Origin of the sequence: Streptomyces sp. NPDC058678, assembly GCF_042714835.1 — a bacterium.
Taxonomy (GTDB): Bacteria; Actinomycetota; Actinomycetes; order Streptomycetales; family Streptomycetaceae; genus Streptomyces.
Genome location: NZ_JBHXSG010000012.1, coordinates 125,478 through 152,448 on the forward strand (window position 1 = coordinate 125,478; position 26,971 = coordinate 152,448).

Here is a 26,971-nt window from a genome sequence, read left to right on the forward strand (position 1 = left end):
GGTCAGCCCTGGTCGGGCTTTAGGCCTGAGCACCGGCCTTCCGGCGCCGCACCACGAACACCGCACCCGCACCGGCGACGACCGCGACGCCACCCACGAGGCCGATCATCGGCAGCGCCGAGCTCGAACCCGTCTCGGCCAGGGTGCCGGTGGCGGAGACCTCGTTCACGTCGGTGAGGTCCGTCTTGCCGCCCTGCGGCTTGGCGTCGTTCGGGTCACCGGCGTCGGAACCGGCGGCGAGGATGTCGAAGAAGTAGACCCAGCCGTTCGGGTCGTCGGCGACCCAGCAGCCCTCGTCGTCCGCGTACTCGGCGAGGCCGCCGGTCAGACCGAGGGAGTCCGGCACCTTGCCGCTGACACTGAGGCGCAGCTTGTACGAGATCGACTGGCCCGCGCCGAGCGAGAACGAGGGGAACGTGCCACCCTCGCCCGCGGCGTTCGCGATCGTGTCCCAGGCGTGGGTGGCCGTGTTGAAGACCTGGACCTTGATCTCGCCGGAGTAGTCCTCCGCGTCGTCCCAGCCGATCGCGGCGACGCCGATGAGCGGCTTGATGTCCTTGATCTCGTCGTCCCCGTGGTTGGACACGTTGAACGAGAACCCGGTCCACCCGCTGCCGGCGACGATCGTCTCGGGGAGCCCGGACAGGCCGCTGCTCACGTCGTCGCTGAGCTCGGCGGTGCTGTTGCCGTCCTCGTCGACGCAGAGCTCCGGGTCCTCGTCCTCGGGCGTGCTCGCGCTGGGGCTCGGGGAGGTGGAGGCGGCCGGGGAGCTCGCGTCGCCGGCCGGGGTGCTGGTGTCGGCGGCGGGCGTGCTGGTGTCCGCCGCGGGCGTGCTGGTGTCCGCGGCCGGGGTGCTCTGGTCCGCGGCCGGGGTGCTGGTGTCCGCTGCGGGCGTGCTGGTGTCCGCGGCCGGGGTGCTCGTGTCGGCGGAGGGAGTGGTCTCCTCGGCCGCGGGGCTGCTCGTCGACGTGTCCGGAGTCCCCTCCGTCGCGAACGCGGCGGGTGCGGAGAGCAGGGCGAGCGGGGCTAGGACGGCCGTCGCGGCCGCTGCGGCCATGGCACGGCGAAGCTTCATGAAGACCTCGAAAATCCGGTGTGCCGCGGGCGGCAGCACGCTTGAGAGGCCTCCGCGTGTGGGACGCGGGTGTGGCCCTTGAGTCGCATGGTTTGATCCGCGAAGCCCGCGAATGGTTGCCCTTGTCTTCACAGGATTCTTATGTGATCTGGATCACTATTCGGGGCGGGTGGGAGCTGACGTACGCTCAGCAGCCCGTAAAACCCACTCGCAGAAAGGCGCCCGGCGCCGTGGTCGACAGATCGTCCGAAGAGCCGAGATCCGGTTCGGGGGAGGGGGGCGACTCCTCCTCCATCCCCGACGAGGTGTGGGAGAAGTTCGTCCAGGACAGCGAGCGCGAGGTAGCTGCCGCGGCCCCGAAGGAGCCCTCCGCCCGCGCCCGCATGGTGACCGAGCGGCTGCGGCAGCAGGAGGCGCGGGGCGAGCTTCCCGCGGGCTGGCGCACGGGTCCGGCCTGGCAGGAGATGAACGGACGCGCCGCCCGGCGCCGCCGGCGATGGGCGATCATCGGCATACCCCTCGCGGTCGCGGTCGCCGTCGTGGCGATGAAACCCTCGCTGTTGCCGGGCGACCCCTTCGGTACGGGGACACCGGACGCCGCCGCGGCCTCACCCCTGGGCGAGGAGACAGCGGCCCCGACCGCGCCGCCCGCCGCCGCGGACGCCGAAACCCCCACGCTGGACGAGCCGTTCGCCGGTTCCCCGGCGCGGCAGTGGGCCGACGGGGCGGTCGGCATCGTCCTGCCGGAGGCGAAGGCCGTCGGCGGGCTGTCGAAGGACCGGGTCGACCTGGCGCTCCGGCTGACCAAGAAGCTGCTGGTCGGAGCGAACCTGGACCCGAAGACCGTCCGCGGCGAACGCCCCGAGGCCGCGTTCGCGGTGCTCGACCCGAAGCAGCCGGAGTTCGTCGACGGCCTGAACCGGTCCCTGCGCGCGCCCGACGAGGAACACGACCCGCTGGACCTGTTCAGCCGCTTCGACCCGGCAGACGTACGACTCGTCGGTGACGTGATCAAGACGCGCGGCCGGATGACCTTCAAGAAGGGCGACCAGGACGGGGTGGCAGTGCACGCCGACTACACCTTCGTCTACCCGGTCGTCCGCACCGACGGTTCGACCGAGGTCACCCGCACCGTCGTGCGCCGCGTCCTCGACGTCGAACTCCTCGACCCCGCCCGCTATGTGTCCACCCCCGACCGCCTGAACGTCCTGAACCTCGACCGGGACGTCGGCAACACGTCCTGCGAGATCGACGACGGCTATCTGCGCCCGGAGTTCCCCTCGACCACCCCCGCGGACGAACCGGCGAGCGGCCCGACGGTCGATCCGTACGACCGCAGCCGTGACATCGGCGAGGACGGGACGTGCGGGACGGTGTCGCGAACCTGACACACGGCGCCTGATGCCTGGTGCCGACAGGGCGCGAAGGCGGGACACGAGAGCAGGACATGAGAAGGGCCCCGCAGGCCGGAGCCGCGGGGCCCTTCTTTTCTTTCGTCAGCACCGACGTCAGGGCAGCGTCGGTGCCGGGGGAGCGGCGCCGGGGGGTTGCGCCGCTTGCCTTGTGTGCCCTCGGTCGGCGCCCCGGCGCATTCGGGGCGCAGGGATGGTCTCGACCTTTGGCAGTACGGCGATACACGTCAATGCAGTTGTCTACGGCGGGACTCGGGGGGCTTTCCAGGCATCGTGCTCGATGGATGCTGCCCACCGCAACCGTTTGACTCAGACTTGGACATTTGGACTCGGACATTTTGAACTTGGACGTCCCGTCGGTCGGCCCCGGGCGTCCCCGGAGCCGACCGTTCTCTTGGGTGACCGGGCTGCTGTCCCCTGCCGTCCGGTCACTTTTCCGGAGCGAGGTCCCACGACGCACGGCACGATCCGTACGTCTCATCGCTCCAGCGAGCCACGCGTGGTTCTATCGGGCCCGCCCCTGGCTGACACGGACACCACGACAACGAAGCGCTTCGCGTCGCGGTCACGCGCCGTACGGGTGAGAGCGGGACCGAACTCAGATGCGACCCCGGCACAGTTCGAGGAGCGTCATCGCGAGGGACGTACCGGGCTTGCCCAGCGCCTGGCTGTAGTGGTTCAGGACGTCCATCTCGCGGGAGAGGTTCACGCGCCGGCCGCCGGAGGAGATGCGCGCCTCCTGGATGACGGCGGACACGGCCATCCGTTCCTGGATCAGTCCGATGATCCGGTCATCCAGTGCGTCGATGCGCTCACGCGCGCCGGAGATCACGTCGGCGGCCTCGTGGGTACGGGCGCCGGTCACGTCGATGGCGGTCATGTCGGGGCTCCTCATGGCAGGGGAAAGGCAAGGGGTGCGGGATGCCCCGGAGCGACAGAACCCGGAAAACGACAGACGCCCCGGGCCTTGTCGGCCCGGGGCGCCTGGGAAGTCGCTTGTCAGTTGCTCAAGCAGCACGACCATGGCAGCCGGCGGGCCGGTTGCCATAGGTAAAGAGGAAGGTCGGGTGCGTGAGCATGCTGCCAGTATGCCACGGAACTTTTTGGCGTCGGTCCCCACATCTCGGACGCCCGGGACCCCACCCCCGCCCACCTCGGTAGAATCGGGTTACACAGAGACCCCGCCCCACCGCCGGAAGGCCCCCGTGTCATCAGCGACCCCCGCCCCCGACACCGTCCTGGTCGTCGACTTCGGCGCGCAGTACGCCCAGCTCATCGCCCGTCGCGTCCGCGAGGCACGGGTCTACAGCGAGATCGTGCCGAGCACCATGCCGGTCGCGGAGATGCTCGCCAAGAACCCGGCGGCGATCGTCCTCTCCGGCGGCCCTTCCTCGGTGTACGCCGACGAGGCCCCCCGCCTCGACCGCGAGATCTTCGAGGCAGGCGTCCCCGTCTTCGGCATGTGTTACGGCTTCCAGTTGATGGCGCAGACCCTCGGCGGCACGGTCGACAACACCGGCGCCCGTGAGTACGGCCGGACGCCGCTGCACGTCTCCAGGTCGTCCTCCACCCTCTTCGAGGGCACCCCGGACGAGCAGTCGGTGTGGATGTCGCACGGCGACGCCTGCTCCGCCGCCCCCGAGGGCTTCTCCGTCACGGCCTCCACCGAAGTCGTCCCGGTCGCCGCCTTCGAGAACGACGAGAAGAAGCTGTACGGCGTCCAGTACCACCCCGAGGTCATGCACACCACGCACGGCCAGCAGGTGCTGGAACACTTCCTCTACCGGGGTGCGGGTCTGACCCCGTCCTGGACCACGGGCAACGTGATCGAGGAGCAGGTCGCCGCGATCCGCGAGCAGGTCGGCGACAGGCGCGCCATCTGTGGCCTGTCCGGCGGCGTGGACTCCGCCGTCGCCGCCGCCCTCGTCCAGAAGGCCATCGGCTCCCAGCTGACCTGCGTGTACGTCGACCACGGCCTGATGCGCAAGGGCGAGACCGAGCAGGTCGAGAAGGACTTCGTGGCCGCGACCGGCGTACAGCTGAAGGTCGTGGACGCCGAGGAGCGGTTCCTCAAGGCGCTCGCCGGGGTCTCCGACCCCGAGGAGAAGCGGAAGATCATCGGCCGGGAGTTCATCCGGGTCTTCGAGCAGGCGCAGGCGGAGATCATCGCGGACGAGGGCCCCGCGGTCGAGTTCCTCGTCCAGGGCACCCTCTACCCCGACGTGGTCGAGTCCGGTGGCGGCACCGGCACCGCCAACATCAAGTCCCACCACAACGTGGGCGGGCTCCCCGAGGACCTCGAGTTCAAGCTGATCGAGCCGCTGCGCCAGCTGTTCAAGGACGAGGTCCGGATGGTCGGCCAGGAACTCGGCCTGCCGGACGAGATCGTCCAGCGCCAGCCGTTCCCCGGCCCCGGCCTGGGCATCCGTATCGTCGGCGCGGTCACCAAGGAGCGGCTCGACCTGCTCCGTGACGCCGACGCCATCGCCCGCGAGGAGCTCACCGCCGCCGGCCTGGACCGGGACATCTGGCAGTGCCCGGTGGTCCTGCTCGCGGACGTCCGCAGCGTCGGCGTCCAGGGCGACGGCCGCACCTACGGCCACCCGATCGTCCTGCGGCCCGTCTCGTCCGAGGACGCCATGACCGCCGACTGGTCGCGACTGCCGTACGACGTCCTCGCGAAGATCTCGACGCGGATCACGAACGAGGTCGCCGACGTCAACCGGGTCGTGCTCGACGTGACGAGCAAGCCGCCGGGCACCATCGAGTGGGAGTGACCTCCCCCTTCCAAGGTCAGGTCCGCTTGAGCGTGCGCACCGGCGCTCCGGGCTTCCAGACCTGGACGACCAGGTATGTGTCGTCCTCGACGTAGGTCCGCACGACCTCCGTCAGCTCGGTGCGGAAGAGGTGGAGCGGCTCCGGCGGTTCCACCTCTTCGACGTATCCGGCCTTCGTCTCCGGGTCGTCGACCTCGATCGCCCGCCCGCTGATCCGGACGTCGCCGCCGCCCATTCCGGTGCCCTCCCCGGGGTTCGCCTGGAGCGCGAACCGCGGGTCGCGGCGCAGGTCGAGCGCCTTGAGCGAGCCCGGCATCATGCCCAGCCACAGCTCGCCGTTCAGGAAGCGCACCTCCAGGCCGGTGGTGCGCGGCGATCCGTCCTTGCGGAGGGTCGCGAGGATGTGGTGCGTGTAGGCGCCGAAGCGTTCTTCGACGGTCTTGGCCAGGTCGGGTTCCGCGGCGGAGAAAGCTGCCCAGTTCATATCAGCCAGTCTTCCGCCGATACCCGACATCTTCTGTCGGGTATCGGCCGGGTGCGCCATCTTTACCCCCCAGCGCTGTTCTCCTGCTCTGACCGACGGTAACTTCCGCCCCGTAAGCCAACCCAGTGCGGAGGACGACACATGCACGGGACGCCCGAAGCCGGGCCCACTCCACCCCAGCCGCTCCCCACCGACCGGCTCCGGTTCGCCATGCCACCGATGCACGAATCGGTCGACGACGAACGCCGGCACCGCAAGGAACGGCTCGCGGGCGCACTGCGGATCTTCGGGCGGCTCGGCTTCGAGGACGGGGTCTCCGGCCACATCACCGCCCGCGACCCCGAGTACAGCGACTGCTTCTGGGTCAATCCGTTCGGGATGCCGTTCAAGCACGTCACCGTGAGCGACCTGGTCCTCGCCAACTCCGACGGCCAGGTCATCGAGGGCCGCTACCACGTCAACCAGGCCGCCTTCACCGTGCATGTCCAGGTGCACGCCGCACGCCCCGACGTCGTCGCGGTCGCCCACTGCCACTCGGTGCACGGCCGCGCGCTGTCGGCCCTGGGCGACTTCCTGGACCCGATCACCCAGGAGAGCTGCGCCTTCTACGAGGATCACGCCCTGTACGACGCCTACACCGGTGTCGCCGTCGACGCCGACGAGGGCCGCCGCATCGCCACCGCCCTCGGCACCCGCAAGGCGCTGGTGCTGCGCAACCACGGGCTGCTGACGGTCGGCGACTCGGTGGACGCGGCGGCCTGGTGGTTCCTGTCCCTGGAACGGTCCTGCCAGGTCCAGCTCACCGCCAAGGCGGCCGGGCGGCCCGTCCTGATCGACCACAAGGCGGCCGTGGCCACCCGGGAGCAGCTCGGCGGCGACCTGGTGGCGTGGATCAACTACCAGCCGATGTGGCAGGACATCAGCCGCAGTGAGCCGGATCTGCTGAGCTGAGGCTTCCGGGCCGACGCTTCAGAATTTCCGGAGGACGGCGGCCTTCGTCATCGCGAACTCCTCGTCCGTGAGCACCCCGTCCCGGTGCAGCTCGCCCAGCTCCCGCAGCTGTCGTAGGAGGACGTCGTGATGGTCGGCCTGGGGCGGCACGGTCGCCGTCAGCGGGCGCCGGGTGGTCTGCTCGCCGCTCTCGACGGCGGCGCGGGTGGAGGGGTGCGGCAGCCGGGCCGTGACGGCGGTCGCGACGAGCGCCGTCAGCAGGTCGCGGCGGGCGCTGCCCCACAGGTCCAGGGCGTAGGGGTCCTTCTCGGGCGGCAGTTTGGAGAACGTGGTCCCGCGGGTCACGAAGCGCAGGAAGCCGTCCTCGTAACCGGAGTTCGGCAGCCACTCGACCTGGGCGAGATCGCCGAGGTCGATGATGCGGGGGCCCGTCGCCCGTTTGACCCGGTCCGAGGTGTCGGCCCAGTCGATGCGGACCCGGGTGCCGTCGAAGGAGACCGTGCCGTCGGAGGAGCGGACCGAGACCGGGACCGGCGGGCCGGGCAGGAGGTAGGCCTTGGTCGGCTCCGTGGGGATCTGGTCCAGGAGCAGGGAGCGGCGGATCTCCTCGGCCACGTACTCGGCGACCCCCGCCCGGTCCACCTCCACCAGCAGCCGGTACGGATCGGCCGGGTCGGGCAGGCGGCCCCCGGTCGCGTGCAGGAGCGGGTCCGCGCCCTCGCGCAGCCGTATGCGCAGCCGCCCGCGCCTGCGTTCCGGCTCGAAGGCGACGCCCGAGATGGCCTCCAGGGGCACGGCGATCTCGCCGTACGTCTGCCGGAACAGTGGGACGGAGCGGTGGAGTCCCGGCGTGATCCTGACCGTGCTCCCGTCGAAGGCCCAGGTCCCGTCGCGCTGGATGATCTCGGCCATGGAGGAATTCTCGCAGCCGGGTCAACACGGCGAACCGCCCTTCCCCCGCCCTGACCGGACCTGCCCGGCACGGACCGTGTTCCGTAGGGCACAATTCGCTGTCATCGCACGGACGTAGTGAGGCACAAAATAGCGGGGAAGGCGGGCATCGGGCGTGGCGGTGCAGGAGGCGAGACAGAGCGCGGACTCGGGCGCGCACGGGAGCGCGCACGCGGGTGGCTGCACCTGTGGGGACTGTCCCCACGGGGCGCGTGCGGGACACCGTAGGGCGGTCGCCGAATTCCTGCTGAAGCGGGACGAGTTCGCGGCCGGACAGGGGCTTCCGGCGGCGGTGGCCCACTCGGCCTCCGCCTCCCGCCAGTGGGTCTCGGAGGAACTGACCCAGTCCGCGGACCTCGTCGCCGAACGCGGCCGGGCCGAGGGCGAGGCCTGGCTGTCGCGGCTGTGGCGCCGTACGGCGGGTGCGGTGTGGGCGCTGGTCGTGCTGCTGCTGCTCGTGCAGGCGCTCACGGCCGTCGGCGCGGGCTGGACCTCGGCACGCACCGCCGGACTGCTCGCCGCCCTGGTGGTGGCCGGCGCCCTGACCGCGGCCTCGTGGTTCCACCGGGCGCGCGGCGGCGCGCTGGCGCCGCTGATCGGCGAGGACAACCGCCTCTCCACGTCACGGGCGGTCGCGGTCGGCTGGGTGCTGCTCGTCGCGTACGCCGTACTCGTGCTGGTGGGCCGCCTGGCGGTGGCGTCCGAACCGCCCGAGCGCGACGCGCTGATCTCCGGGTTCGAGCTCTCCCGTGCCGCCGGCGTGGTGACCGTCCTCGCCGTGGTGTGCGCGATCGCCGTCCTGGTGCGGCGGGTGGTCGGGCTGCGGGTGCTGGGGCAGCGGCTGCAGAAGGTACGGGCGGACCGGCCGCGCGCCGCCGACCTGCTGACGGACGACGCGGGCCGGGGGGCCTTCGCGGACATCCAGTACGTCGTCATCAACACGGTCGCCCTCCTCTTCGCTGCCGTACGGCTGGCCCGGCGCCCCGACCAGATGCCGGACCTGCCCTGGGGTCTTGCGGTGGTGGTGCTGGTCTCCGCCGCGACCTACCTCGCCGGGAAGTACGCGGAGGGCGGGCGCCCGGTGATCCTCTCCGTCGTGCGCGCCCGCGAGGCGGGCGACCTGGACGGGCCGATCCGCACGGGCGACGACATCGAGATCCGCGGCGCCGCGTTCGTGCCGCCGGGAGCACAGGGCGCGGACCGGCTGTCCCGGATGGTCGTCCGGATCGGCCCGGTCAACGTGCACGTGCCCCTGGTCCCGGTGACCGGCGGCTTCAGCAACCCCACCGACGCCGTACTGACCGTGCCGGTCCCGGCCGACGTGGAGCCCGGCCGGGTGGACGTCCAGGTGGTCACGGCGGCGGGCGTCGAGACGAACCGGTACGCGATCGACGTGACCGACTGATCCTGGGTTCCTGGGCCGTTCGGTGTCGTGGGCGTGGCCGAAGCCGGTCAAGTCGGAGAAACTGGTCGGGACAGGGGCGCAACCGGTCACGACGGGATTGAACGGGGCCTCCCTGTCGTACGTATGGTCACTTGAGGGTCACGGCACGGCGGGCGAGAGGCGGCTAGGAGCTATGACTCACGGCATTCGTACGGACAGGCACTCCCCCTACGCCACCGGCGGCCCGGACTGGCGGGACACCGCCATCCGCTACGCCCTCCTTCCGCTCCGCGTCTTCCTCGGCGTCACCTTCATCTACGCCGGCCTGGACAAGCTCACCGACAGCGCCTTCATGAAGGACTCCGGTTCCGGCTCGGTGGGCGACCTGATGCGCACCGTGCGCGACTCCTCGGCCATTCCGGCCCTGGTCGACCTGTCCCTGAAGAACCCCGTCGGCTTCGGCTACGCCATCGCCTTCGGTGAACTCGCCGTCGGCATCGGCACCCTGATCGGCCTGCTCGCCCGCCTCGCCGCCCTCGGCGGCGCGCTGATCTCGCTCAGCCTGTGGCTGACCGTCAGCTGGGCTTCCGACCCGTACTACTACGGCAACGACCTCGCCTACCTGATGGCCTGGATCCCCCTCGTCCTCGCCGGCGCCCCCGTCCTCTCCCTCGACGCGGCCCTACGGGCACGGCGACGACGGCGAGTGGGGGACTACCGGTAGCTCCGCAGGCGGGGGCGGCCCGAGCAACGGCTGAGCAACGTCCTCAGGGGGCGCGAGGAACTGCGATCAGCCGCACAGGGGCGGAGTGTCAGTGCGGTTCCACCGGTTGCGGCCCGGCAGGGTTCGTACGGCCCCCCGCGCGGCGTCTGCGTACGGCCCGGGTCAGCACTCCCACCGCGCCCGCCAGACAGAGGCCGCCCGTGACGACGGGGATGACCACGAACCACGGGGTCTCCCAGGTGCCGCCCGCGTCACCGGCGTACATGACGCCCGCGAGGACGAGGAAGCATCCTGCGACCAGCTTTCCGGGCTGGAACTCATGACGTAGCACGGCTCACCTCCGCCTGTCCGACGCCGACCCTGAGATCGAGGTCCAGCGTGCCGGTGGCCTTGACGCCGTCGGCCGGTGGCAGGGTCACCTCCTTGTGCTTGCCCGGTGCCACGTCCACGTCCTGCTCGTCGTCGCCCGGCAACTGGATGTCGCCCACCCCCACGTCGATGCTCAGCTTCAGGGTCACGTCCGCGGGCACGATGATCAGCAGCCGCCCCATGCCCACGTCGGCCTGCGTGGCGACCGTCTGCCCCTTCGCCAGGTCCAGCCGGCTCAGGTCCAGGGTGCCGACGCCGGTGCCGAGGTCGTACTGCTCCTGGACCTGTGCCGCCGCGGCGGGCCGCCAGCTCGTGCGCTCCCAGTGCGTGTCGATGTCCCCTGGCAGTGCCGCCGCACCGGCGAGCAGGCCCGCCGTGACGATCGCCAGGAACACCGACCCCGCCCCCGTGCGCCCCAGGAACGAGCTGACCGCCATGCCCACCCCGAGGACGATCAGCGCGCAGGCCAGGCCGGTCTGCAGGCTGGTGCCGAGGGTGTGGTCATCCCACGTCAGGCGGGTGCCGAGGCCGCCCGCGAGGAGGGCGAACAGGAACACCCAGCCGCCGATCCAGCGGGGTCCGCGGGGCTTGGGCGGCGGGATGTACGGGGTGCGTATGTGTTCGCGGCTGCGCCAGGAGGTGCCCAGGCCGATGTGGACGGCCGCCGCGATGTCCCGGTCCCGGGAGTCCTCGGGGCCCCACAGATAGCCCGTGCCGCCCACGTGCGTGCCGTCCTTGATGATGGGGTCACGCCACCAGGACGGGTAGGCGGCGGGCACCGGCGGTGCCTTGGCCTCCGGCGGGGCGTCGGCGACGGCCTGGGCGGACAGCGGATCGGTGTCGGGGGCGCCGCGCTGCCGCGACCAGTACCCGGCGCCCGCGAGGATCAGGGAGAGGACGACGGCGAACGTCAGCACCCCGCCGTTGTTCAGCAGCGTCAGGAACACCCCGCACCCGATCAGGGCGAACAGCACGGCCGTCAGCGCCTGGCCGTCCACGCGGCCGGTCAGCAGCTTGCGCACCTCGTTCTCGTCCTCGTCGTCGTACGGGACGAAGAGCCATGCGAAGCCGTAGAAGAGGAGGCCTATGCCGCCCGTCGCGGACAGCACCGCGAGGGTGATCCGGAAGATCACCGGATCCATGTCGCACTGCCGCCCCAGCCCGGCACACACACCGGCGAGCATCTTGTGCCGCCGGTCGCGCCGGAACTTGTGGGGCAGCTCTGCCGCGGCCGCTTCCGCCGCGGCCGCCTCTCCTTGTTCCCGCGCGCCCGCCCGCACGTGCGGGCGGGCGGCCTCGTCGGGGCCGGCCGGGGCGTCCGCGTGCGGCTCCTCCCCCGCGGCGGGCGCGGCATCCGCGGCGGGCACGGCGTCCTGCGGCCCGGCGCCCGGCAGGGGGCGCGGGCCGGAGCCGGGTCCCGGACCCGTCGCGGCGTGCTCGTGATCGGTCATGGGTCCATGGTGACTGCCGCATCGCCGCCGCGGCAGTCGGTATGACCCTGGCCCGACCCTGAGATCTGCCCTGAGCCGGTGCCGGGGGAGCGTTCGAGGGACCCGCCCGCCGAAGATCAGGGGAGTCTCGGGGCACAACCCTGATGCCCCGGTCCTCGCGCCGTGTGAACATCGATGGCATGCCGGAAGTCGCAGCAGCGCCCCTCGTCGAACCGCGGCCTCCGCGCAAGCTCTACCGCAGCAGCGACGGACGCTGGCTCGGTGGCGTGGCGCGGGGGCTCGCCGGACATCTCGGCCTGCCGGTGATCTGGGTGCGACTCGTCTTCGTCGGCCTGTTCATGGCGGACGGCCTCGGCGCCCTGCTGTATGCCGCGTTCTGGTTCTTCGTACCGCTCGGTGTCGGTGGCGTCGGCGGGCTGAGACCCCCGTCCCTCGTCGCCACCGAGACCTCGGCGGACGGCCGCCGCAGACTCGTCACGCGCAGGCCGGACAAGGGCCAGATCGTCGCCCTGCTCCTCATGGTCGTCGTGGCCATGGTCTTCGTCGGCAATGTGAACCTCGGCAACGGCGCCAAGGCGTACCTCTGGCCGATCGTCCTCGTCGGCGCCGGCGTCGCCCTCGTCTGGCGCCAGGCGGACAACGCCCGCCGGGCCCGCTGGGTCGAGGCCGGCCGCCGCCGGCGCACGCTCAGCCTGCTGCGCGCCGTGGTCGGCGTCCTGCTCGTCACCGCCGGCGTCTCCGGCGTTTTCGTCCTGCAGGGCTCCGCCGCCCACCTCGGCTCGGTCCTGCAGGCGGCCCTCGCCGTCCTCGTCGGCATAACGCTCCTCGCCGGTCCCTACCTCGTGCGCATGACCCAGGACCTCTCCGAGGAGCGCCTGATGCGCATCCGCGCCCAGGAGCGTGCCGAGGTCGCCGCCCATGTCCACGACTCGGTGCTGCACACGCTGACCCTGATCCAGCGCAATGCGGAGAACGCGGGCGAGGTGCGCCGCCTCGCCCGCGCCCAGGAGCGCGACCTGCGCACCTGGCTCTACAAGCCCGAGGGCACCGGCAAGGACGAGGCCGACGAGCCCACCACCCTCGCCGACGCGGTGCGGCGCAACGCCGCGGAGGTCGAGGACAAGCACGGCGTCCCCATAGAGGTGGTCGTCGTCGGCGACTGCCCCCTCGACGAGAGAATCGGTCCACAGATGCAGGCCGCACGCGAAGCGATGGTGAACGCCGCCAAGTACGGTGGCGAGGGCGGCGCAGTCCAGGTCTTCGCCGAAGTCGAGGGAAAGACGGTCTTCGTGTCCGTCCGGGACCGCGGCCCCGGCTTCGACCTCAACTCGATACCCGCCGACCGCATGGGCGTCAGAGAATCGATCATCGGCCGCATGGAACGCAACGGCGGCACGGCGCGGCTGCGCGCGGTGCCGGACGGCGGCACGGAGGTCGAGCTGGAGATGGAGAGGGCGGAGAAGACGTCATGAGCGACCCGACCGAGGGGAACGCGGAGCCCATGGAGACGACGGCTGGAGGACCGGGCGGGCGCCACGTACGCGTGGTCCTCGTCGACGACCACCGCATGTTCCGTACGGGCGTCCAGGCCGAGATCGGCCAGACCGAGCAGACCGGCGTGGAGGTCGTCGGCGAGGCCGCGGACGTCGACCAGGCGGTCACCGTCATCACCGCGACCCGCCCCGAGGTGGTCCTCCTCGACGTCCACCTCCCGGGCGGCGGCGGCGTCGAAGTCCTGCGCCGCTGCGCCCCGTTGATGTCCGACGCCGAGCAGCCGGTGCGGTTCCTCGCCCTGTCCGTGTCGGACGCGGCGGAGGACGTGATCGGCGTGATCCGCGGTGGCGCGAGGGGCTACGTCACCAAGACGATCACGGGCACGGACCTGATCAACTCCATCTTCCGTGTCCAGGAGGGCGACGCGGTCTTCTCCCCGAGGCTCGCCGGCTTCGTCCTGGACGCCTTCGCCTCCACGGACGCGCCCCCGGTCGACGAGGACCTCGACCGTCTCACCCAGCGCGAGCGGGAGGTGCTGCGGCTGATCGCACGCGGGTACGCGTACAAGGAGATCGCCAAGCAGCTGTTCATCTCGGTGAAGACGGTCGAGTCCCATGTCTCGGCGGTGCTGCGGAAGCTACAGCTGTCGAACCGGCACGAGCTGACCCGGTGGGCGACGGCACGGAGGCTCGTCTAGCCGGCCGCTGTGCCGCGAGTTCGAACCAGACCGTCTTGCCGATCCCGTACAGCCGGGGTTCGGCACCACCCCAGCTGTCCGCGAGCACGGTCACCAGAACGACGAATGGTGGGCCCGTCTCCTCGAAGGTGACGTGACGACCGAGCCGGTTGCCGAACGGGAGGTCGCGACCGTGTCGCAGGCCGTCTCCGACGACGTACGTCAGTCCGAGGCGTACGACGTCCTCGCCCGACTCGGCCCCCACGAACCGCGACTGGCCCTGTCCGCCGCCGACTGTGCCGAGCTCGAAGTGCCGGCCGGCGGAGGAGACTCCCCGCCCGGAAGGATTCCCGAGGCGGAGGCGGCTCCGCCGAGTGGCTCGCCCGGGGGGTTTCACCGGACCACCGGTCGCAGGTCCTCCTCGCGGGGCTCCCGGACCAGAGGCACTCGCCCCGCGCCTTCCTCCGGCGTCGGCTCATCGACGAGATGCCGCCCGACCGTCCCCTCCCGGCGCCGGGGCGGGCGGCGCCTCGCGCCCTGATGGAGTGCACCGACTGAGGTGTGCCCGGTCGGGCGGAGGCGCTGCCCGGAGGCCCTGCCGGGCTTGCAGGGGCCGGGACAGGACCGCGGACCGGGCATCGAGCGGAGCGTAGATCCGTCAAGTGCAGCCGGGTTGAGCAGATGCGCGCCGCCCTTCGCACACCGCAGCGGGCGTGAGTCGGGAGTGTCTGACTCAAGGAGTGAGTGAGCGGCGTTCGCGCTGGTGCAGGACAGTCATCTGAAACGTGATGATGACGGCGATCGTGCCGAGTGCGATCAGGGACTGTGACCACCATCTCGCACCATCGCTGTCAATATTGAAGGCGCCGAACACGACAGAGATTCCGGCTCCGAAAAGGAACAGGAAGATCTTGGTCAGATTTCCTGCCCTGCGTTTCCTTCTGACGTCAGCCTGTGACGCTGCCAAGTAGCCCTTCTCCGACTCCCCGAGCATCCAGCCCGTGATCGAGGTTTCGGCGACCGACAGGCTCCGCTCGCCGAGAAGTCCTTCCTGAGCGCGCCCCGAGCGCTCCCAGTCCTCGGTGGCTGCGGACAGCTTCTGGCGTAGTTCGAGTTCGGATCTGGCCGCCTCGATCCACTGGCGGGAAGTCGGCCATGCGTTCACGAGAGCGTGGTGGGCGAGCCTTACGCATGGGGACCCGGCATCGTAGGAGGTGACCAACAACCGTCGTTGGAGCAGCTGTTCGCACAGATCAGTGGCTCCCATTGCCGCGATGGTCACTGTGGTGACTGCTCGCCTGTGTGGCTGGCCATCGGAATCGACCGTACCGAGGTGCAACAGGAGCTGGCGAGCCCGCTCGTAGTCGTCCGAGGAGAGTGAGCGGAACCATTCCTCTGCGGCAAGGACCAAGCTGCCCTGAACGCCGCCCGAATCCCCGTAGGCCTCGTGGGTGAGGTAGCCCTCGCGCCTGTACGTCCACATGTTGTGGAGGACGAACTGCAGGAGGGACAGCGCACTCGGCTCGTTGCCCACGTCCTGCAGCAGGAGGTCGGCGAGGCCCGGTTCCAGCTGGAGGCCCACGGCTCGCGCCGGCATCTCCATCGTCTGTCGCAGGTCGCCGGGGGACATGGGCCAGACGGTCACGCTGTGCTCCGGCTGCACGAGGAAGGGTGCGTGCTCATGAGCCTCAACCAGGAAGTCAGCGCGCAGGATGGTCAGTGGAAGGGTCGCCGACGAGTTGACGAGCTCCCGCAGCAGGTCCAGTTGGCGGTGCCGGTCGGCAGACTCACGGGTGAGCAGTTTCTCGAACTGGTCGAGTACGACCACCACCTTGCGGGAGGGATCCAAAAGGTCTGTGACAGAACGCAGTGCCCTCTGCAACGCCTGGACACTGTCATAGCGGTCGACCCTGACGACCGGCCAGACGTCGCTGCCGGGCAGGCCGCCCCGGCGAAGCAGGGGAAGCACCCCCGCATTCACCAGGCTCGTCTTGCCACTCCCCGCCTCGCCGATGACCGCGCACGTCCCGTACCGCTCCACGGTGTCCAGGACCTTGTGCACCAGCCCGTCCCGCCCGAAGAACAACCGCTCGTCGGCCTCCGAGAAGGGCGTGAGCCCGCGATACGGAGCCGGCCCGTGTTGGAGCGGCGGCAAGTCTGCCGCCTTCGACCGCTTCAGACCCGCCCGCACGGTCTCCAGTAGCCGATCCGCATCCAGACCTCTGCTGAAATCGAGATACGTGTAGTTCCGCAGCTCTTGCGGCAGCCCACTGGTACCAGGCAGCAGCACCGGCAGCAGACGTGTCTCCCCTCTGGCGGCCACGGCACCCAACTCACCCAGTTGGTAAGGGCTCAGTTCGCCCGCCGAGCCGACCAGAACCAGGCTGACCTTGGCCCGGACAGACCTTGCCCACGGCTCGCCCGGCACCGGCTCGGCGACCCGGAGTCCGCCCCGGTGGGCCAAAAGTTCACGGATCTGATCAGCAGCCTCCCGGCCGGTGTTGCCGTACGACAAGAAGACATCCGGCGAAGCGAAACGCGTCGTAGGGTCGTACAGCGTCTCGACCGGCTCCCTCCTGCCCGCATCCCCCCTCCCGTCGACAGACGCCGGACGCAACGCCGCCACCGCGTTCCGCTCGGGCGCCAGCAATGCGATCGCGTTCCGCAAACTGTCGTACGCCCGTACCAGCGCCCGCCGCTCCTCCGCCCGTCCCGGATCCGTGATGACCTGCTCGTCGAACGCGTACGCCGGTACATAGGGCACCTGCAGTTCCCAGAAGGTGAGCCCCGCCCGCCCCAGCACATCCGGCATGAACGGGTCGAACGTATGTCGGAAGCGCTCAGTGAAGTCGTCGAGGAGCACTGGATCCTGCTGGTCGACGCGGGCCGGGACGACCAGGACCTCCAGGGGGCGGTCGCCTCGTACCGCGCGGACCTGGGGGGACAGGAAGTGGCGGACCATCCACGCCGTGCCGTCGAGGTTCTGGAGGTTGGGCGCGCACAGGGCGACGATGACGTCGGCCAGTTGGTATGCGCATACGCCGCCCAGCTCCGTCACTCCCGTGCGGCTGTCGACCAGGATGATGTCGTACCGTTCGGCGCAGGTTCGGCGGAACCACTCGAAGAACAGCTCGCCCGACCAGACGTAGTAGAAGTCCTGCCAGTCGAAACGGCGCAACTCGGCTCCGTAGCGGGTGATTTGGTCGTCCGTCTGGCGCAGGCCCGCCGGGAGCAGGTCGAGGCAGCCGCCGTCCGAGCGGCGGGGGTAGATGGTGGAGATGTAGCGGTCCAGGTCGCGGTACGCGTCCTCCTCGCCCTCGTCGGCCGCCGAAGAGGCCACGGACATCGCGTACTTGAAGGCGAGGAGCAGGTCCAGCAGACCCTCTCGGCCGCGTACCCGCGCGTGATCGAGGGGGAAGAAGTGCTCCAGGCCGGGTGCCTCCAGGTCGAAGTCGACCATCAGGACGCGCATGCCGCTTCGGGCCAGCTGGTCGGCGATGTTGGCGAGTGCCATGGAGCGGCCGACGCCGCCCTTGTAGGAGTAGAAGGTGACGATCATGTCCCTCCGCCTTCCATCATGTCGCGCCACCTTCGGTGATGAGCCGGGCCATGGAGACGGTGGATCGGGTGCCGAGTTCGGCCTCCAGACGGCGAGCCTTGTCGGGGCTGGGACGGGCGTTGCGGTAGGCGTCCAGGGTCTGCGGCAGGCTGGCGCGCAGCCATCTGTCCAGGTGGCGTCTGCTGGCGACGTTCATCTCGCAGAGGGGATCGAGTGCGTCGCCGAAGCGGCGGTGGGCGTGGTGGAGACGTTCGGCCAGTACGTCCCGGATGAGTTCGTGCGCAGTGCCGGCGGCCGGGTCGCCGGGGGAGAGGGTGATCAGGGACACCTGGGCACCGTCGTGGAGGGGAGATGCACGGAAGGCCGCCTCCAAGTCGCGGTGGAGTAGGGAAAGTTCGTCGGCCACCACCAGGCAGCCGTTACGGGCTATGTCCCGGAAGAGGAGCGAGTGGGCCGGGTCGTAGGAGAGCAGATCGTCGAAGAGGTACGGCTGGAGCCTGATCTTTCTGCCGCGCAGGAGCAGGTCGGGATCATTGACCCCGGCCACGGCGGCATCCAGGACCTTCGCGATGGTCCGGCTCTCCGCGCCGAAAGGTCTCCAGTCCGCCCGGGAGGTGCCGTACCGCTCACGCACCGACTCCGGTGGCAGGCCGAAGCCCTGGACGATGTCCGCCACCTGCCCGGAGGGTGTGCTGAAAAGGTTCTCCGCTTCCCCATCGGTCATGGTCACGACCACGACAGGGAGGCCAATCTCGTAGTCGGGGCGTTGCAGCCCGACGGTTCTCGAGAGGGCCGCGTTCAGCCGGTACGGCAGGGGTTGTGTCGCCGACTCGGTGATGACCTCGGTGATTCCCCAGTGCGCGGCGTCGGACGCCACGCCGTCGTCGGAGCCGGGTGCGGTCACGCCGAGCAGGGGGTGGGCCGTGCGGGCGCGGGCCAGGTCCAGAATGCGGCGGGTGCGTTCGGGGTTCTCCCCGAGCACGGTCATCAGGGCCGGGGACAGCATGAGGGCGACCGTGCGAGCTGCGGTCACGGCACGGTCCAGGCCGAGCATCTCCTCCGGGGCCGAGGCCAGCAGAGCCGTCGATGAGGTGGTGACGCTCCACAGACCTCGCACGCCTGCGGCCAGCTGGTCGGCCGTCTCCTCGTCCTTGGGAGCGTGCAGCAGATGCAGGTCATGGGTCAGCCGGCGGGGATGCGGTGGTTCCGCGACGGGCCTGGGCCGCTCGGTGGCACCGGCGGGAAGTCGCAGTTCGGCCGCCACGGCCGCCGTCACCTCCGCCGCGAGCCGGTCGGGGTTGGTGAACCAGCCGACGCCGTGCTCCTTCATCAGCTCCTGGCGCAGGCACTTGATACCCGCGGCGGAGGGCTCACCGGGGTTGGTCACGGCGTCGATGTGACTGGTGTCCCACTTGGCGCCGTCTTTGACCAGGAAGATCAGCCGCTTGCGACCCGCCGCGCCGGCCTGGCGATACTCCAGTTCCGTGATCGACCGCCCGTCCGGGTTCTGCGGACCGACCTCGGGGACGAAGCCGTAGCGGAAGGCGAAGAGCCCGACGTAGAGGTCACAACTCTCCACGTCGGCAAGACATCTCCCCAAGGGACGCTCGTCGAAGGCGGCATAGTCCTCCATGGCGATGACGTCCAGCTGAAGTCGGCGCAGTGCGGCCAGCGCAGCCGCCCTGTATTCCTCCAGATCGGACACCGTCGACGACAGATAGACCCTCACCCTGCGTACCTCGCTCCTCACGCGGTGAGGACAAGGTACAGGCGGGCGGGGGGATTTGGCGGCGGTCCGGCCACACCGTCCGAGCAGCCCTCGCCGCTCACACCACCCGAGTCGCCCCCGCGAACGGCATCTCGCTGATCGGAGCCAGCCGCACCGGCGCCGACGGGTTCGGGGCGTGGATCATCTGGCCGTTGCCGACGTAGATGCCTACGTGGCTGATGGCGGAGTAGAAGAACACCAGGTCGCCCGGGAGGAGTTCGGAGTGGGGGACGCGCCGGCCGGTGTCGATCTGGGCGTAGGTCGTGCGGGGCAGGGAGAGGCCGGCGGAGCGGTAGGCGGCCTGGATGAGGCCCGAGCAGTCGAAGGCGTCGGGGCCGGTCGCGCCCCAGACATAGGGGCTGCCGAGCTTGGTGTAGGCGTAGGAGACGGCTGCCGCGGCGCGGGAGTTGGGTGCCTGGGAGGTGACGGAACCGGGAGCCGCCAGGCCGTCCCGGGGAGCCGTGGACGCCCGTGAGGCCCGGGTCGGGTCACTCTCCCCGAGCCGCGCCCGCTCCTCGGTGGGCAGCTGGGACAGCAGCCGTCGGGCCGCGCCCAGCTTGCCGTTGACGGTCTTCTTGTGCCGCTTCAGCTCCGCCTGACGCGACTTCAGGGAGGCGAGTTCGATGTGGGCCGCGCCGCGCAACTGCTCGATCTCCCGCAGCTGTCGGCGTACGCGTGCGACGGACGAGGCCTGGCGGTTGCCGGCCCGTTCGGCGAACTCGGCGCCGTCCAGGTACCGGTCGGGGTCGGCGGAGAGCGCGAGCTGGAGGGCGGGGTCCAGGCCGCCGTCGCGGTACTGGGCTGCGGCCATCGAACCCAGCGATTCCCGGGCGGAGTTGAGGCTGTCCGTCTTGCGCGCCGCCTCGTCCCGCAGGGTCGCCAGCCGCGTCTCGGCCGCCTCCGCCTTCTCCTTCGCCCCGTTGTACTTCTCGGTGGCGACCTCCGCCTCCTGGTACAGCTTGTCCACCTTCGCCTTGACCTGCGCCGGCGTGAGCTGCGGTTCGGCGTGTCCGGTCCCGTCGAAGCCGGTCGCGGTCGCCGCGCCCGCGAGGGCGATCGTCGCCGCCGTACGGGCCTTGCTGCCGGCGATTGAGCGTTGCCGGGGCTTGCGGTGCGCTGCCACGTGGACTGCACGTCCTTTCGTGCGACTCGTACGACCGCCTTGTCCGTACGAACGCCAGGCGGAGCGGACGTACGGCCGCCCGCGGGCGGTCACGCGTCCGGCGGCGACCCGCACAGGGGGAGCGGACCGCCGCCGGACCTTTCTCGGCGGTGGTGGCCGACTGCCGCCCCTGGCCCGGGCGGCGGTGGGGAGCCGGTCACCTGGTGGAGGACGCTAAACCCGACAGTGACGGCTTGGTAACGCGATGTACGGAAGTTCCTCCAGCTGACCGCCGGGTGACCGGATGTGACCGTGATCCACCGTGAGGGCCGTCTACTTCACGCAGAGCGATGACCGATGTGTCGAACCGGGACCTATGGGGGCGGCGGAGTGCTATGGGGCGCATATATGCAAGATCCGGTCGGCACGGGTGGCGGGCGCGCGAGGTGTTCTCGGGGCGGGGCGGTGTCGGGCGGCGCCCGGGCCCTGATTAGGCTCCGGCCTCATGGACGTACTCATCCATCTCTTCGTCGGCCTGCACATCGTCGGCATCGCCTCGCTGCTCGGCGGCTTCCTCACCCAGATGAAGGCGATGGGGCAGGGCACCGCCCGGTTCGTCCCGGCGATGCTGCACGGCGCCCTGACGATGCTGGTCACCGGCGTCATCCTGGTCGGGCTCAACCAGGCCGACGACCAGCCCGTCAACAACATCAAGATCGGCGTGAAGCTGGCCCTGCTGATCGTGATCCTCGGGCTCGTCTACGTGAAGCGGGATGAGGAGAAGGTGGAGAAGGGGCTGTTCGGCCTGGTGGGCCTGTTGACCACCGCGAACATCTTCATCGCCGTGCTGTGGACGTGACCTCGGCTCTGCCGGCGGCGTAGGCCGCCGACAGAGCCTTCGAGCGTCGCGTCAGGCCGGCCGCACCACGCTGTGGATCGACGACTCGCCGTCGTAGTAGATCGACTCCTCGCGGACGTACGCGCCCGGCTTCGGGGCGTGGATCATCATGCCGTTGCCGATGTACATGCCGACGTGGCTGAGATCGTCGTAGAAGAACACCAGGTCACCGGGCTGGGCGGCGGAGAGGGAGACCGTGGTGCCGGCGTTGACCTGGTCGTACGTGACGCGCGGGATGTCCACGCCGGCGGCCTTCCAGGCAGCCTGGGTGAGCCCGGAGCAGTCGTAGGACTCGGGGCCGGTGGCGCCCCAGACGTACGGCTTGCCGATCTGGGCGCGGGCGAAGGCGAGTGCCTTCTCGGCCTTGGTGGCGTACGCGGAGTCCGTGGCGGTGGAGGTGGAGCTGGAGGTGGAGGAGGACGAGCTCGACGCGCTGCTGTTCGCCTCCTGCTGAGCCGCCTCCTCCCGGGCCTTCTGCTCCGCCGCCTGCTGCCGTGCCAGCTCCGCCGCCTTGGCCGCGGCCTCCTGCTGCTTCTTCTGCTCGATCGCCGCGAGCCGTGCCTTCTCCTCGGCGGTCAGCTGGGACAGCAGCGCGCGGGCGTCGGCGAGCTTCTTCTGGACGGTGGCCTTGGCGGTCTTCAGGTCGCCCTGCGACTCGGTGAGCGTCCGAAGGCTCTCGGTGGCCTCCTGGCGCTTCTTCATCGTCGCGGACTGCTCGGTGACGTAGTCGTCGACCGCGCCCTTCTGGCGATTGGTCAGCCGGCCCATCAACTGGGTCTGGTCGAAGTAGTCCTGCGGGGAGTCCGCGAGCAGGAAGGTCGCCGTGTCGGGGGTGGAGGCGCCGCTGCGGTACTGGGCGGCGGCGAAGGAACCGAGCTCCTCCCGGGCCTCGTTGAGGCTCTGGGTGCGCTTGGCGACGTCGTCGAGGAGGGTGTCGACGCGCTTGCGCTGCTTGGCGGTCTTCTCCTCGGCCGCGTTGTACTTGTCGGTCGCCGACTCCGCCTGCCGGTACAGGTCGTCGACCTTCTTCTCGACCTCTTCGAGGCTCGGTTTGTCGTCGGCCGACGGGGCGGCGTTGGCCGTCTGGGACAGCAGGGCCACGGAGGTGAGGGCGGCCGTGGCAAGGGCGGGGGTCCGTATGCCTGCTACGCGCGTACCCGAAGGACGCGACTTGCGGTGCGACGCCAAGGGAGGCGACTCCTTCCACGTTCCGCCTACCGAGTTAGCTGTCGGGTTCGGGCGGGTGGCTAGGAAGGTTTGCCCTACGGCCCTTCCCCGGAGGGAATGCGGGCCGATTCACCCCAAGTTCGGTGGGTCCCCGGCTCCGGGCGCACGGCGGCGCGTCGGACTCGGCGGAGGCCGCGCGGCCCGGCGACGTTCGCCGGAGGGGGTCGTACGGCCTGCCCGGCACGGTAGCCAACTGGTGTGGCCCCTGTGAAGGTTGATGTTCGATATGCCCGATACATTTTCGTGACCTTGGGTCAGGCATGCCGCTCGCCGTGATCAATCCATGGTGCTCTGCTGCGGTATATGCGCCTTTCGGTCCTTTCGGCAGGCGATCCACCATCTCGACTCGGCCGATCGCTGACCGTGATGACACCCTTGCGGACGGTAAGTCGGCCGGGTCGGTCGACCTCCGCAAGATCTTCGGCCCCTGAAGCCGCCGAATCAGGCGATGTTCTCGGGGCGGCGGCGGGCTGTCAGTGGGGCGCCCTAGACTCGGAGAGCGATGAGCAGCCTCTTTGACGACAGCTTCCTGGCGAACCTCCAGGCCCCCCGGGCCCACGAGGAGGAACACCCGCCACCCCCCGAGGACGATCACGTACCGGAGCCGGTTCCGGACGATCTGTTCGGCGGGAAGTTCGACGTGCCGCCGGACCGGGACGCGTACTACCGTGACGGCGCCCCGCGCCCGGTGGTGGACGCGGCCGCGCTCCTGGACGGACTGAACGAAAACCAGCGCGCCGCGGTCGTGCACCACGGCACCCCGCTGCTCATCGTGGCCGGCGCGGGCTCCGGCAAGACCCGCGTACTCACCCACCGCATCGCCCACCTACTCGGCGAGCGGCACGTGCATCCGGGCCAGATCCTCGCGATCACCTTCACCAACAAAGCCGCGGGCGAGATGAAGGAACGCGTCGAGCAGCTCGTCGGCCCGCGCGCGAACGCGATGTGGGTGATGACGTTCCACAGTGCCTGCGTGCGGATCCTGCGACGGGAGTCGAAGAAGCTGGGCTTCACCTCCTCCTTCTCGATCTACGACGCGGCCGACAGCAAGCGTCTGATGGCGCTCGTCTGCCGTGACCTGGACCTCGACCCCAAGCGCTTCCCGCCGAAGTCCTTCAGCGCCAAGGTCTCGAACCTGAAGAACGAGCTGATCGACGAGGAGGACTTCGCCGCCCAGGCCACCGACGGCTTCGAGAAGACCCTCGCCCAGGCCTACGCCATGTACCAGTCACGACTGCGCGAGGCGAACGCCCTCGACTTCGACGACCTGATCATGACGACGGTCAACCTGCTCCGCGCCTTCCCGGACGTCGCCGAGCACTACCGCCGCCGCTTCCGGCACGTCCTCGTCGACGAGTACCAGGACACCAACCACGCCCAGTACTCCCTGGTCAGGGAGCTCGTCGGCACCTCCGAGCACCCGGTGGACGTACCGCCCAGTCAGGACGACCTCCAGCCCGCCGAACTGTGCGTGGTGGGCGACGCCGACCAGTCGATCTACGCCTTCCGCGGTGCGACCATCCGCAACATCCTCCAGTTCGAGGAGGACTACCCGGACGCGACGACGATCCTCCTGGAGCAGAACTACCGCTCCACCCAGACGATCCTCACCGTCGCCAACGCCGTCATCGAGCGCAACGAGTCCCGCCGCCCCAAGAACCTGTGGACCAACGCCGGTGCCGGGGCGCGCATCACCGGCTATGTCGCCGACACCGAGCACGACGAGGCGCAGTTCGTCGCCGACGAGATAGACCGTCTCACCGACGCGGGCAACGCGAAGGCGGGAGACGTCGCCGTCTTCTACCGTACGAACGCCCAGTCCCGTGTCTTCGAAGAGATCTTCATCCGCGTCGGCCTGCCCTACAAGGTCGTCGGCGGCGTCCGCTTCTACGAGCGCAAGGAGGTCCGGGACGTCCTCGCCTACCTGCGGGTGCTGGCCAACCCGGAGGACTCGGTCCCGCTGCGCCGGATCCTGAACGTCCCCAAGCGGGGCATCGGCGACCGCGCCGAGGCGATGATCGACGCCCTGTCCCAGCGGGAGAAGATCAGCTTCCCGCAGGCGCTCAAGCGCGTCGACGAGGCGTACGGCATGGCCGCGCGCTCGACGAACGCCGTGAAGCGGTTCAACACGCTCATGGAGGACCTCCGCACGATCGTTGAGTCCGGCGCGGGCCCCGCGACCGTCCTGGAGGCGGTGCTCGAACGGACCGGCTACCTCGCCGAGTTGCAGGCGTCCACTGACCCGCAGGACGAGACGCGCATCGAGAACCTTCAGGAACTCGCGGCCGTGGCCCTGGAGTTCGAGCAGGAGTCCGGGGAGGGCGAGACCCCGGGCGGTCTCTCCGCATTCCTGGAGCGGGTCGCGCTAGTCGCCGACTCCGACCAGATCCCCGACGAGGACGAGGACGGCTCCGGAGTCATCACCCTGATGACCCTGCACACCGCCAAGGGCCTCGAGTTCCCGGTCGTCTTCCTGACCGGCATGGAGGACGGCGTCTTCCCGCACATGCGCTCCCTCGGCCAGCCCAAGGAGCTGGAGGAGGAGCGGCGCCTGGCGTACGTCGGCATCACGCGCGCGCGGGAACGGCTGTACCTGACCCGGTCGTCGATGCGCAGCGCGTGGGGACAGCCCTCGTACAACCCGCCCTCGCGGTTCCTGGAGGAGATCCCGGCACAGCACGTCGACTGGAAGCGGACGGGTGCCATGGCGCCGATGTCCTCCGGGCCGGCGTCCGGGGTGGCGGCCTCGCTGTCGTCGTCCCGCTCCCGCTCGTCCGCCTCGGGTGCGTCCGGCTTCGCCACGCGCCGGACCTCGGAGAAGCCGACCGTGTCGCTGGCGGTCGGGGACCGGGTGACACACGACCAGTTCGGGCTCGGCACGGTCGTGGGCGTGAAGGGCACGGGCGGCAACGCGGAGGCGACGATCGACTTCGGGGACACCAAGCCGAAGCGGCTGCTGCTGCGGTACGCGCCGGTGGAGAAGCTGTAGGAGACGGGGGCGGGGCCCGGGCCGGTCGGCCTGAGGGAGCAGCCCGGGGCTGCCCCCTCACGTCCTACGTCGGGTCGATCCCGTGGCTGCGCAGCCACGGCAGCGGGTCGATGGCCGAGCCACCCGCCGGCCGTACCTCGAAGTGCAGGTGCGGGCCGGTCGAGTTGCCGGAGTTGCCGGAGTACGCGATCGGGTCGCCGGCCTTGACGGTCGTACCGGAGGCGACGCGGTAGCTGGAGAGGTGGCAGTACCACGTCTCCGTGCCGTCCTTCGCGGTCACGATCATCATGTTGCCGTACGCGCTGTTCCACTGCGTCCGCACGGTGCCGTCGGTGGCGGCCATCACGGTCGTGCCGTAGGAGACCGGGAAGTCGATGCCGGTGTGCACGGACATCCAGTTGATGCCGGACTGGCCGTAGTAGGCGCTGAGGCCGTGCTGCGCGACCGGCAGCGCGTACTTGGGCCGCAGCCGCTCCTTGCGCGCCGCCTCCGCGGCCGCCTTCTTCTTCTCGGCGAGCTGCTGGGCCTTGAGGTCGATACGTTCCTGCGTACGGCTGGCCCGGTCGGCGAAGTCGTCGGCGCCCGCGGACAGGCTCTGCAGCTGGGTGTCCAGCTTGTTGTTCGCCGCGGAGGGCTTGACGGCCGTCGCGTCCGCCAAGGTCGTCGTCGTGTCGCTGCTGTCGTCGGCAAGCGCGCTGACGGACGCGGCGGCGATCCCCACGACGCCCATGACACAGGCCGAGGGGACGGCCACCGTCAGCAGCGCGGAGCGCTTGGGGGGCGTACGGCGGCGCGAGCGGGACGCGCCGCGGGCGGCGGCGCGCGAGGACGGGGCGGACGCCGCGGCCGGTGCGGGTGCCGGGGTGACTTCTTCCTGGTCGTCCAGGAGGTGCGCGTCGGCTTCGGCGGGCGTGGCGTCGGTGGCGCTGCCGGTCAACTCGCCGTCGTGCGAAACGTTTTCGTTGTACGTCTCGTCGTACGTCTCGTTGTGGGCGACCTGTTCGAAGGTGGTCGTCGCCTGCTGTTCGTACTCGTCGTGGGCCGTCGTGGCGGCGCCGCCGTCGGAGTTCCACTGAGTGGCGTCGTACGCGCCCGTGTCGAAGGCCTGCGTGCCCCATTCCCAGTGCTGGGTCTGGTCGGCCGGGCCGCCGCAGGACTGGTCGGGCCGGAGCCAGGCACTCGCCTCCCACTGCCCGCTGGCGTCGGGGCTCGTGGCCTGCGGCGGGATCGCGGCGAGCTGCTGGTGTTCGGCGGTCCAGGCGGTGGTGTCGTACGCGCCGGTGTCGTAGGCCGCGTGGTGCTGGGCCGCGTACGCGTCGTAGTTCGGGGCCTGCTGACTGCCCGTCGACCATGCCGAGGTGTCGTACGACCCCGTGCCGTCGCCGGGAAGGCAGCCGAAGAGGGGGTCGGCCTCGAAGGAGGTGGTGGCCGCTACGGCGGTGTCGAAACCGGTGCCCGCACCCGTGTCGAAACCTGTGGCGTCGTAGTTGCCGTACGTGGTGAAGTCGCCGTGCTGGACTTCCTGGGTGCCGTACGACGCGTAGTGCGCCGAGGCGGCTTCGGAAGCCGGGGTCGGGGTGGTCATGGTCCCCGACGGGTGACGGTCGTTCACCAACTTCTCTTTCGCCTCGACAACAGGGGCTGGCAGAGCAGTGCGGTGACTGTACCCGGCGGTATGCG

20 protein-coding genes and 1 riboswitch are annotated in these 26,971 nt (G+C 70.3%); of the genes, 9 read left to right on the forward strand and 11 right to left on the reverse strand.

Features of this window, described 5'->3' with window-relative positions; genetic code table 11:
- Positions 1-19: 19 nt before the first annotated feature.
- The gene (locus ACFWWR_RS14370) at positions 20-1,075 is read right to left on the reverse strand and encodes an LAETG motif-containing sortase-dependent surface protein (RefSeq protein ID WP_384303414.1); all 1,056 of its coding nucleotides are present in this window, start codon (positions 1,073-1,075) and stop codon (positions 20-22) included.
- Positions 1,076-1,305: 230 nt separating this feature from the next.
- Between ACFWWR_RS14370 and ACFWWR_RS14375 the strand changes: the two genes are divergently transcribed.
- Positions 1,306-2,463, forward strand: a complete 1,158-nt coding sequence (locus ACFWWR_RS14375; RefSeq protein WP_384303416.1) for a hypothetical protein — start codon at positions 1,306-1,308, stop codon at positions 2,461-2,463.
- A gap of 622 nt (positions 2,464-3,085) precedes the next feature.
- On the opposite strand, the gene ACFWWR_RS14380 is transcribed toward ACFWWR_RS14375, so the two are convergent.
- On the reverse strand, positions 3,086-3,367 hold the full coding sequence (locus ACFWWR_RS14380) for a chorismate mutase (protein ID WP_383866132.1): 282 nt from the start codon (positions 3,365-3,367) through the stop codon (positions 3,086-3,088).
- 325 nt (positions 3,368-3,692) lie between these two features.
- Between ACFWWR_RS14380 and guaA the strand changes: the two genes are divergently transcribed.
- Positions 3,693-5,264, forward strand: a complete 1,572-nt coding sequence (guaA, locus tag ACFWWR_RS14385) for a glutamine-hydrolyzing GMP synthase (protein ID WP_383866134.1) — start codon at positions 3,693-3,695, stop codon at positions 5,262-5,264.
- A 16-nt stretch (positions 5,265-5,280) separates the two neighbouring features.
- On the opposite strand, the gene ACFWWR_RS14390 is transcribed toward guaA, so the two are convergent.
- Entirely contained in the window at positions 5,281-5,748 is a 468-nt protein-coding gene (locus ACFWWR_RS14390; RefSeq protein WP_383866136.1) for a pyridoxamine 5'-phosphate oxidase family protein, read from the reverse strand.
- 141 nt (positions 5,749-5,889) lie between these two features.
- Here ACFWWR_RS14390 and ACFWWR_RS14395 point away from each other — a divergent pair, with 141 nt between their 5' ends.
- On the forward strand, positions 5,890-6,699 hold the full coding sequence (locus ACFWWR_RS14395; RefSeq protein WP_383866138.1) for a class II aldolase/adducin family protein: 810 nt from the start codon (positions 5,890-5,892) through the stop codon (positions 6,697-6,699).
- A gap of 18 nt (positions 6,700-6,717) precedes the next feature.
- On the opposite strand, the gene ACFWWR_RS14400 is transcribed toward ACFWWR_RS14395, so the two are convergent.
- Positions 6,718-7,611 carry a DUF4429 domain-containing protein gene (locus ACFWWR_RS14400; RefSeq protein WP_383866140.1) on the reverse strand — a complete coding sequence of 298 codons (894 nt, stop codon included), beginning with the start codon at positions 7,609-7,611 and terminating at the stop codon, positions 6,718-6,720.
- 154 nt (positions 7,612-7,765) lie between these two features.
- On the opposite strand from ACFWWR_RS14400, the gene ACFWWR_RS14405 reads away from it, so the two are divergent.
- Positions 7,766-9,055, forward strand: a complete 1,290-nt coding sequence (locus tag ACFWWR_RS14405; protein WP_384303418.1) for a hypothetical protein — start codon at positions 7,766-7,768, stop codon at positions 9,053-9,055.
- Between the two features lie 172 nt (positions 9,056-9,227).
- Complete coding sequence (locus ACFWWR_RS14410) at positions 9,228-9,758, forward strand: DoxX family protein (protein WP_383866144.1); 531 nt, start codon at positions 9,228-9,230, stop codon at positions 9,756-9,758.
- Between the two features lie 88 nt (positions 9,759-9,846).
- Here ACFWWR_RS14410 and ACFWWR_RS14415 read toward each other — a convergent pair whose 3' ends face one another.
- Both ACFWWR_RS14415 and ACFWWR_RS14420 read right to left on the reverse strand, forming a co-directional pair.
- On the reverse strand, positions 9,847-10,089 hold the full coding sequence (locus ACFWWR_RS14415) for a hypothetical protein (protein ID WP_383866146.1): 243 nt from the start codon (positions 10,087-10,089) through the stop codon (positions 9,847-9,849).
- On the reverse strand, positions 10,076-11,578 hold the full coding sequence (locus ACFWWR_RS14420; RefSeq protein ID WP_384303420.1) for a PspC domain-containing protein: 1,503 nt from the start codon (positions 11,576-11,578) through the stop codon (positions 10,076-10,078). The genes ACFWWR_RS14415 and ACFWWR_RS14420 overlap by 14 nt, the downstream gene beginning before the upstream one ends.
- 179 nt (positions 11,579-11,757) lie before the next feature.
- Here ACFWWR_RS14420 and ACFWWR_RS14425 point away from each other — a divergent pair, with 179 nt between their 5' ends.
- Both ACFWWR_RS14425 and ACFWWR_RS14430 read left to right on the forward strand, forming a co-directional pair.
- Positions 11,758-13,050, forward strand: coding sequence for a PspC domain-containing protein (locus ACFWWR_RS14425; RefSeq protein ID WP_384303422.1), 1,293 nt, complete (start codon positions 11,758-11,760; stop codon positions 13,048-13,050).
- Complete coding sequence (locus ACFWWR_RS14430; protein WP_383875779.1) at positions 13,047-13,769, forward strand: LuxR C-terminal-related transcriptional regulator; 723 nt, start codon at positions 13,047-13,049, stop codon at positions 13,767-13,769. The genes ACFWWR_RS14425 and ACFWWR_RS14430 overlap by 4 nt, the downstream gene beginning before the upstream one ends.
- 712 nt (positions 13,770-14,481) lie before the next feature.
- Here the strand turns inward: ACFWWR_RS14430 and ACFWWR_RS14435 are convergent.
- From ACFWWR_RS14435 to ACFWWR_RS14445, 3 genes are all read right to left on the reverse strand, one after another.
- Complete coding sequence (locus ACFWWR_RS14435) at positions 14,482-17,307, reverse strand: KGGVGR-motif variant AAA ATPase (RefSeq protein WP_384303424.1); 2,826 nt, start codon at positions 17,305-17,307, stop codon at positions 14,482-14,484.
- Positions 17,308-17,323: 16 nt separating this feature from the next.
- Positions 17,324-19,036 (reverse strand): DUF4062 domain-containing protein, encoded by a 1,713-nt coding sequence (locus tag ACFWWR_RS14440; protein WP_384303426.1) that lies wholly within the window; start codon positions 19,034-19,036, stop codon positions 17,324-17,326.
- A gap of 97 nt (positions 19,037-19,133) precedes the next feature.
- On the reverse strand, positions 19,134-20,198 hold the full coding sequence (locus ACFWWR_RS14445; RefSeq protein ID WP_383875773.1) for an NlpC/P60 family protein: 1,065 nt from the start codon (positions 20,196-20,198) through the stop codon (positions 19,134-19,136).
- Positions 20,199-20,682: 484 nt separating this feature from the next.
- Here ACFWWR_RS14445 and ACFWWR_RS14450 point away from each other — a divergent pair, with 484 nt between their 5' ends.
- Positions 20,683-21,036: a hypothetical protein gene (locus tag ACFWWR_RS14450; protein WP_383875772.1), complete on the forward strand. Its 354-nt coding sequence runs from the start codon at positions 20,683-20,685 to the stop codon at positions 21,034-21,036.
- A 51-nt stretch (positions 21,037-21,087) separates the two neighbouring features.
- On the opposite strand, the gene ACFWWR_RS14455 is transcribed toward ACFWWR_RS14450, so the two are convergent.
- Entirely contained in the window at positions 21,088-22,263 is a 1,176-nt protein-coding gene (locus ACFWWR_RS14455) for an NlpC/P60 family protein (protein ID WP_383875770.1), read from the reverse strand.
- 7 nt (positions 22,264-22,270) lie between these two features.
- Positions 22,271-22,440, reverse strand: a riboswitch (cyclic di-AMP (ydaO/yuaA leader).
- A 364-nt stretch (positions 22,441-22,804) separates the two neighbouring features.
- Between ACFWWR_RS14455 and pcrA the strand changes: the two genes are divergently transcribed.
- The gene (pcrA, locus tag ACFWWR_RS14460) at positions 22,805-25,291 is read left to right on the forward strand and encodes a DNA helicase PcrA (protein ID WP_383875769.1); all 2,487 of its coding nucleotides are present in this window, start codon (positions 22,805-22,807) and stop codon (positions 25,289-25,291) included.
- A 64-nt stretch (positions 25,292-25,355) separates the two neighbouring features.
- Here pcrA and ACFWWR_RS14465 read toward each other — a convergent pair whose 3' ends face one another.
- Positions 25,356-26,876 carry a M23 family metallopeptidase gene (locus ACFWWR_RS14465; protein ID WP_384303430.1) on the reverse strand — a complete coding sequence of 507 codons (1,521 nt, stop codon included), beginning with the start codon at positions 26,874-26,876 and terminating at the stop codon, positions 25,356-25,358.
- Between the last annotated feature and the right edge of the window lie 95 nt (positions 26,877-26,971).

Excerpts from the sequence above, each read along its gene's own strand:
- ACFWWR_RS14465 (WP_384303430.1), bottom strand. The coding sequence starts at position 26,876 with ATGACCACCCCGACCCCGGCTTCCGAAGCCGCCTCGGCGCACTACGCG.
- ACFWWR_RS14390 (WP_383866136.1), bottom strand. The coding sequence starts at position 5,748 with ATGAACTGGGCAGCTTTCTCCGCCGCGGAACCCGACCTGGCCAAGACC.
- ACFWWR_RS14400 (WP_383866140.1), bottom strand. The coding sequence starts at position 7,611 with ATGGCCGAGATCATCCAGCGCGACGGGACCTGGGCCTTCGACGGGAGC.
- ACFWWR_RS14420 (WP_384303420.1), bottom strand. The coding sequence starts at position 11,578 with ATGACCGATCACGAGCACGCCGCGACGGGTCCGGGACCCGGCTCCGGC.
- ACFWWR_RS14370 (WP_384303414.1), bottom strand. The coding sequence starts at position 1,075 with ATGAAGCTTCGCCGTGCCATGGCCGCAGCGGCCGCGACGGCCGTCCTA.
- ACFWWR_RS14380 (WP_383866132.1), bottom strand. The coding sequence starts at position 3,367 with ATGACCGCCATCGACGTGACCGGCGCCCGTACCCACGAGGCCGCCGAC.
- ACFWWR_RS14425 (WP_384303422.1), top strand. The coding sequence starts at position 11,758 with ATGCCGGAAGTCGCAGCAGCGCCCCTCGTCGAACCGCGGCCTCCGCGC.
- ACFWWR_RS14450 (WP_383875772.1), top strand. The coding sequence starts at position 20,683 with ATGGACGTACTCATCCATCTCTTCGTCGGCCTGCACATCGTCGGCATC.
- pcrA (WP_383875769.1), top strand. The coding sequence starts at position 22,805 with ATGAGCAGCCTCTTTGACGACAGCTTCCTGGCGAACCTCCAGGCCCCC.
- ACFWWR_RS14410 (WP_383866144.1), top strand. The coding sequence starts at position 9,228 with ATGACTCACGGCATTCGTACGGACAGGCACTCCCCCTACGCCACCGGC.
- ACFWWR_RS14430 (WP_383875779.1), top strand. The coding sequence starts at position 13,047 with ATGAGCGACCCGACCGAGGGGAACGCGGAGCCCATGGAGACGACGGCT.
- ACFWWR_RS14395 (WP_383866138.1), top strand. The coding sequence starts at position 5,890 with ATGCACGGGACGCCCGAAGCCGGGCCCACTCCACCCCAGCCGCTCCCC.
- ACFWWR_RS14435 (WP_384303424.1), bottom strand. The coding sequence starts at position 17,307 with ATGATCGTCACCTTCTACTCCTACAAGGGCGGCGTCGGCCGCTCCATG.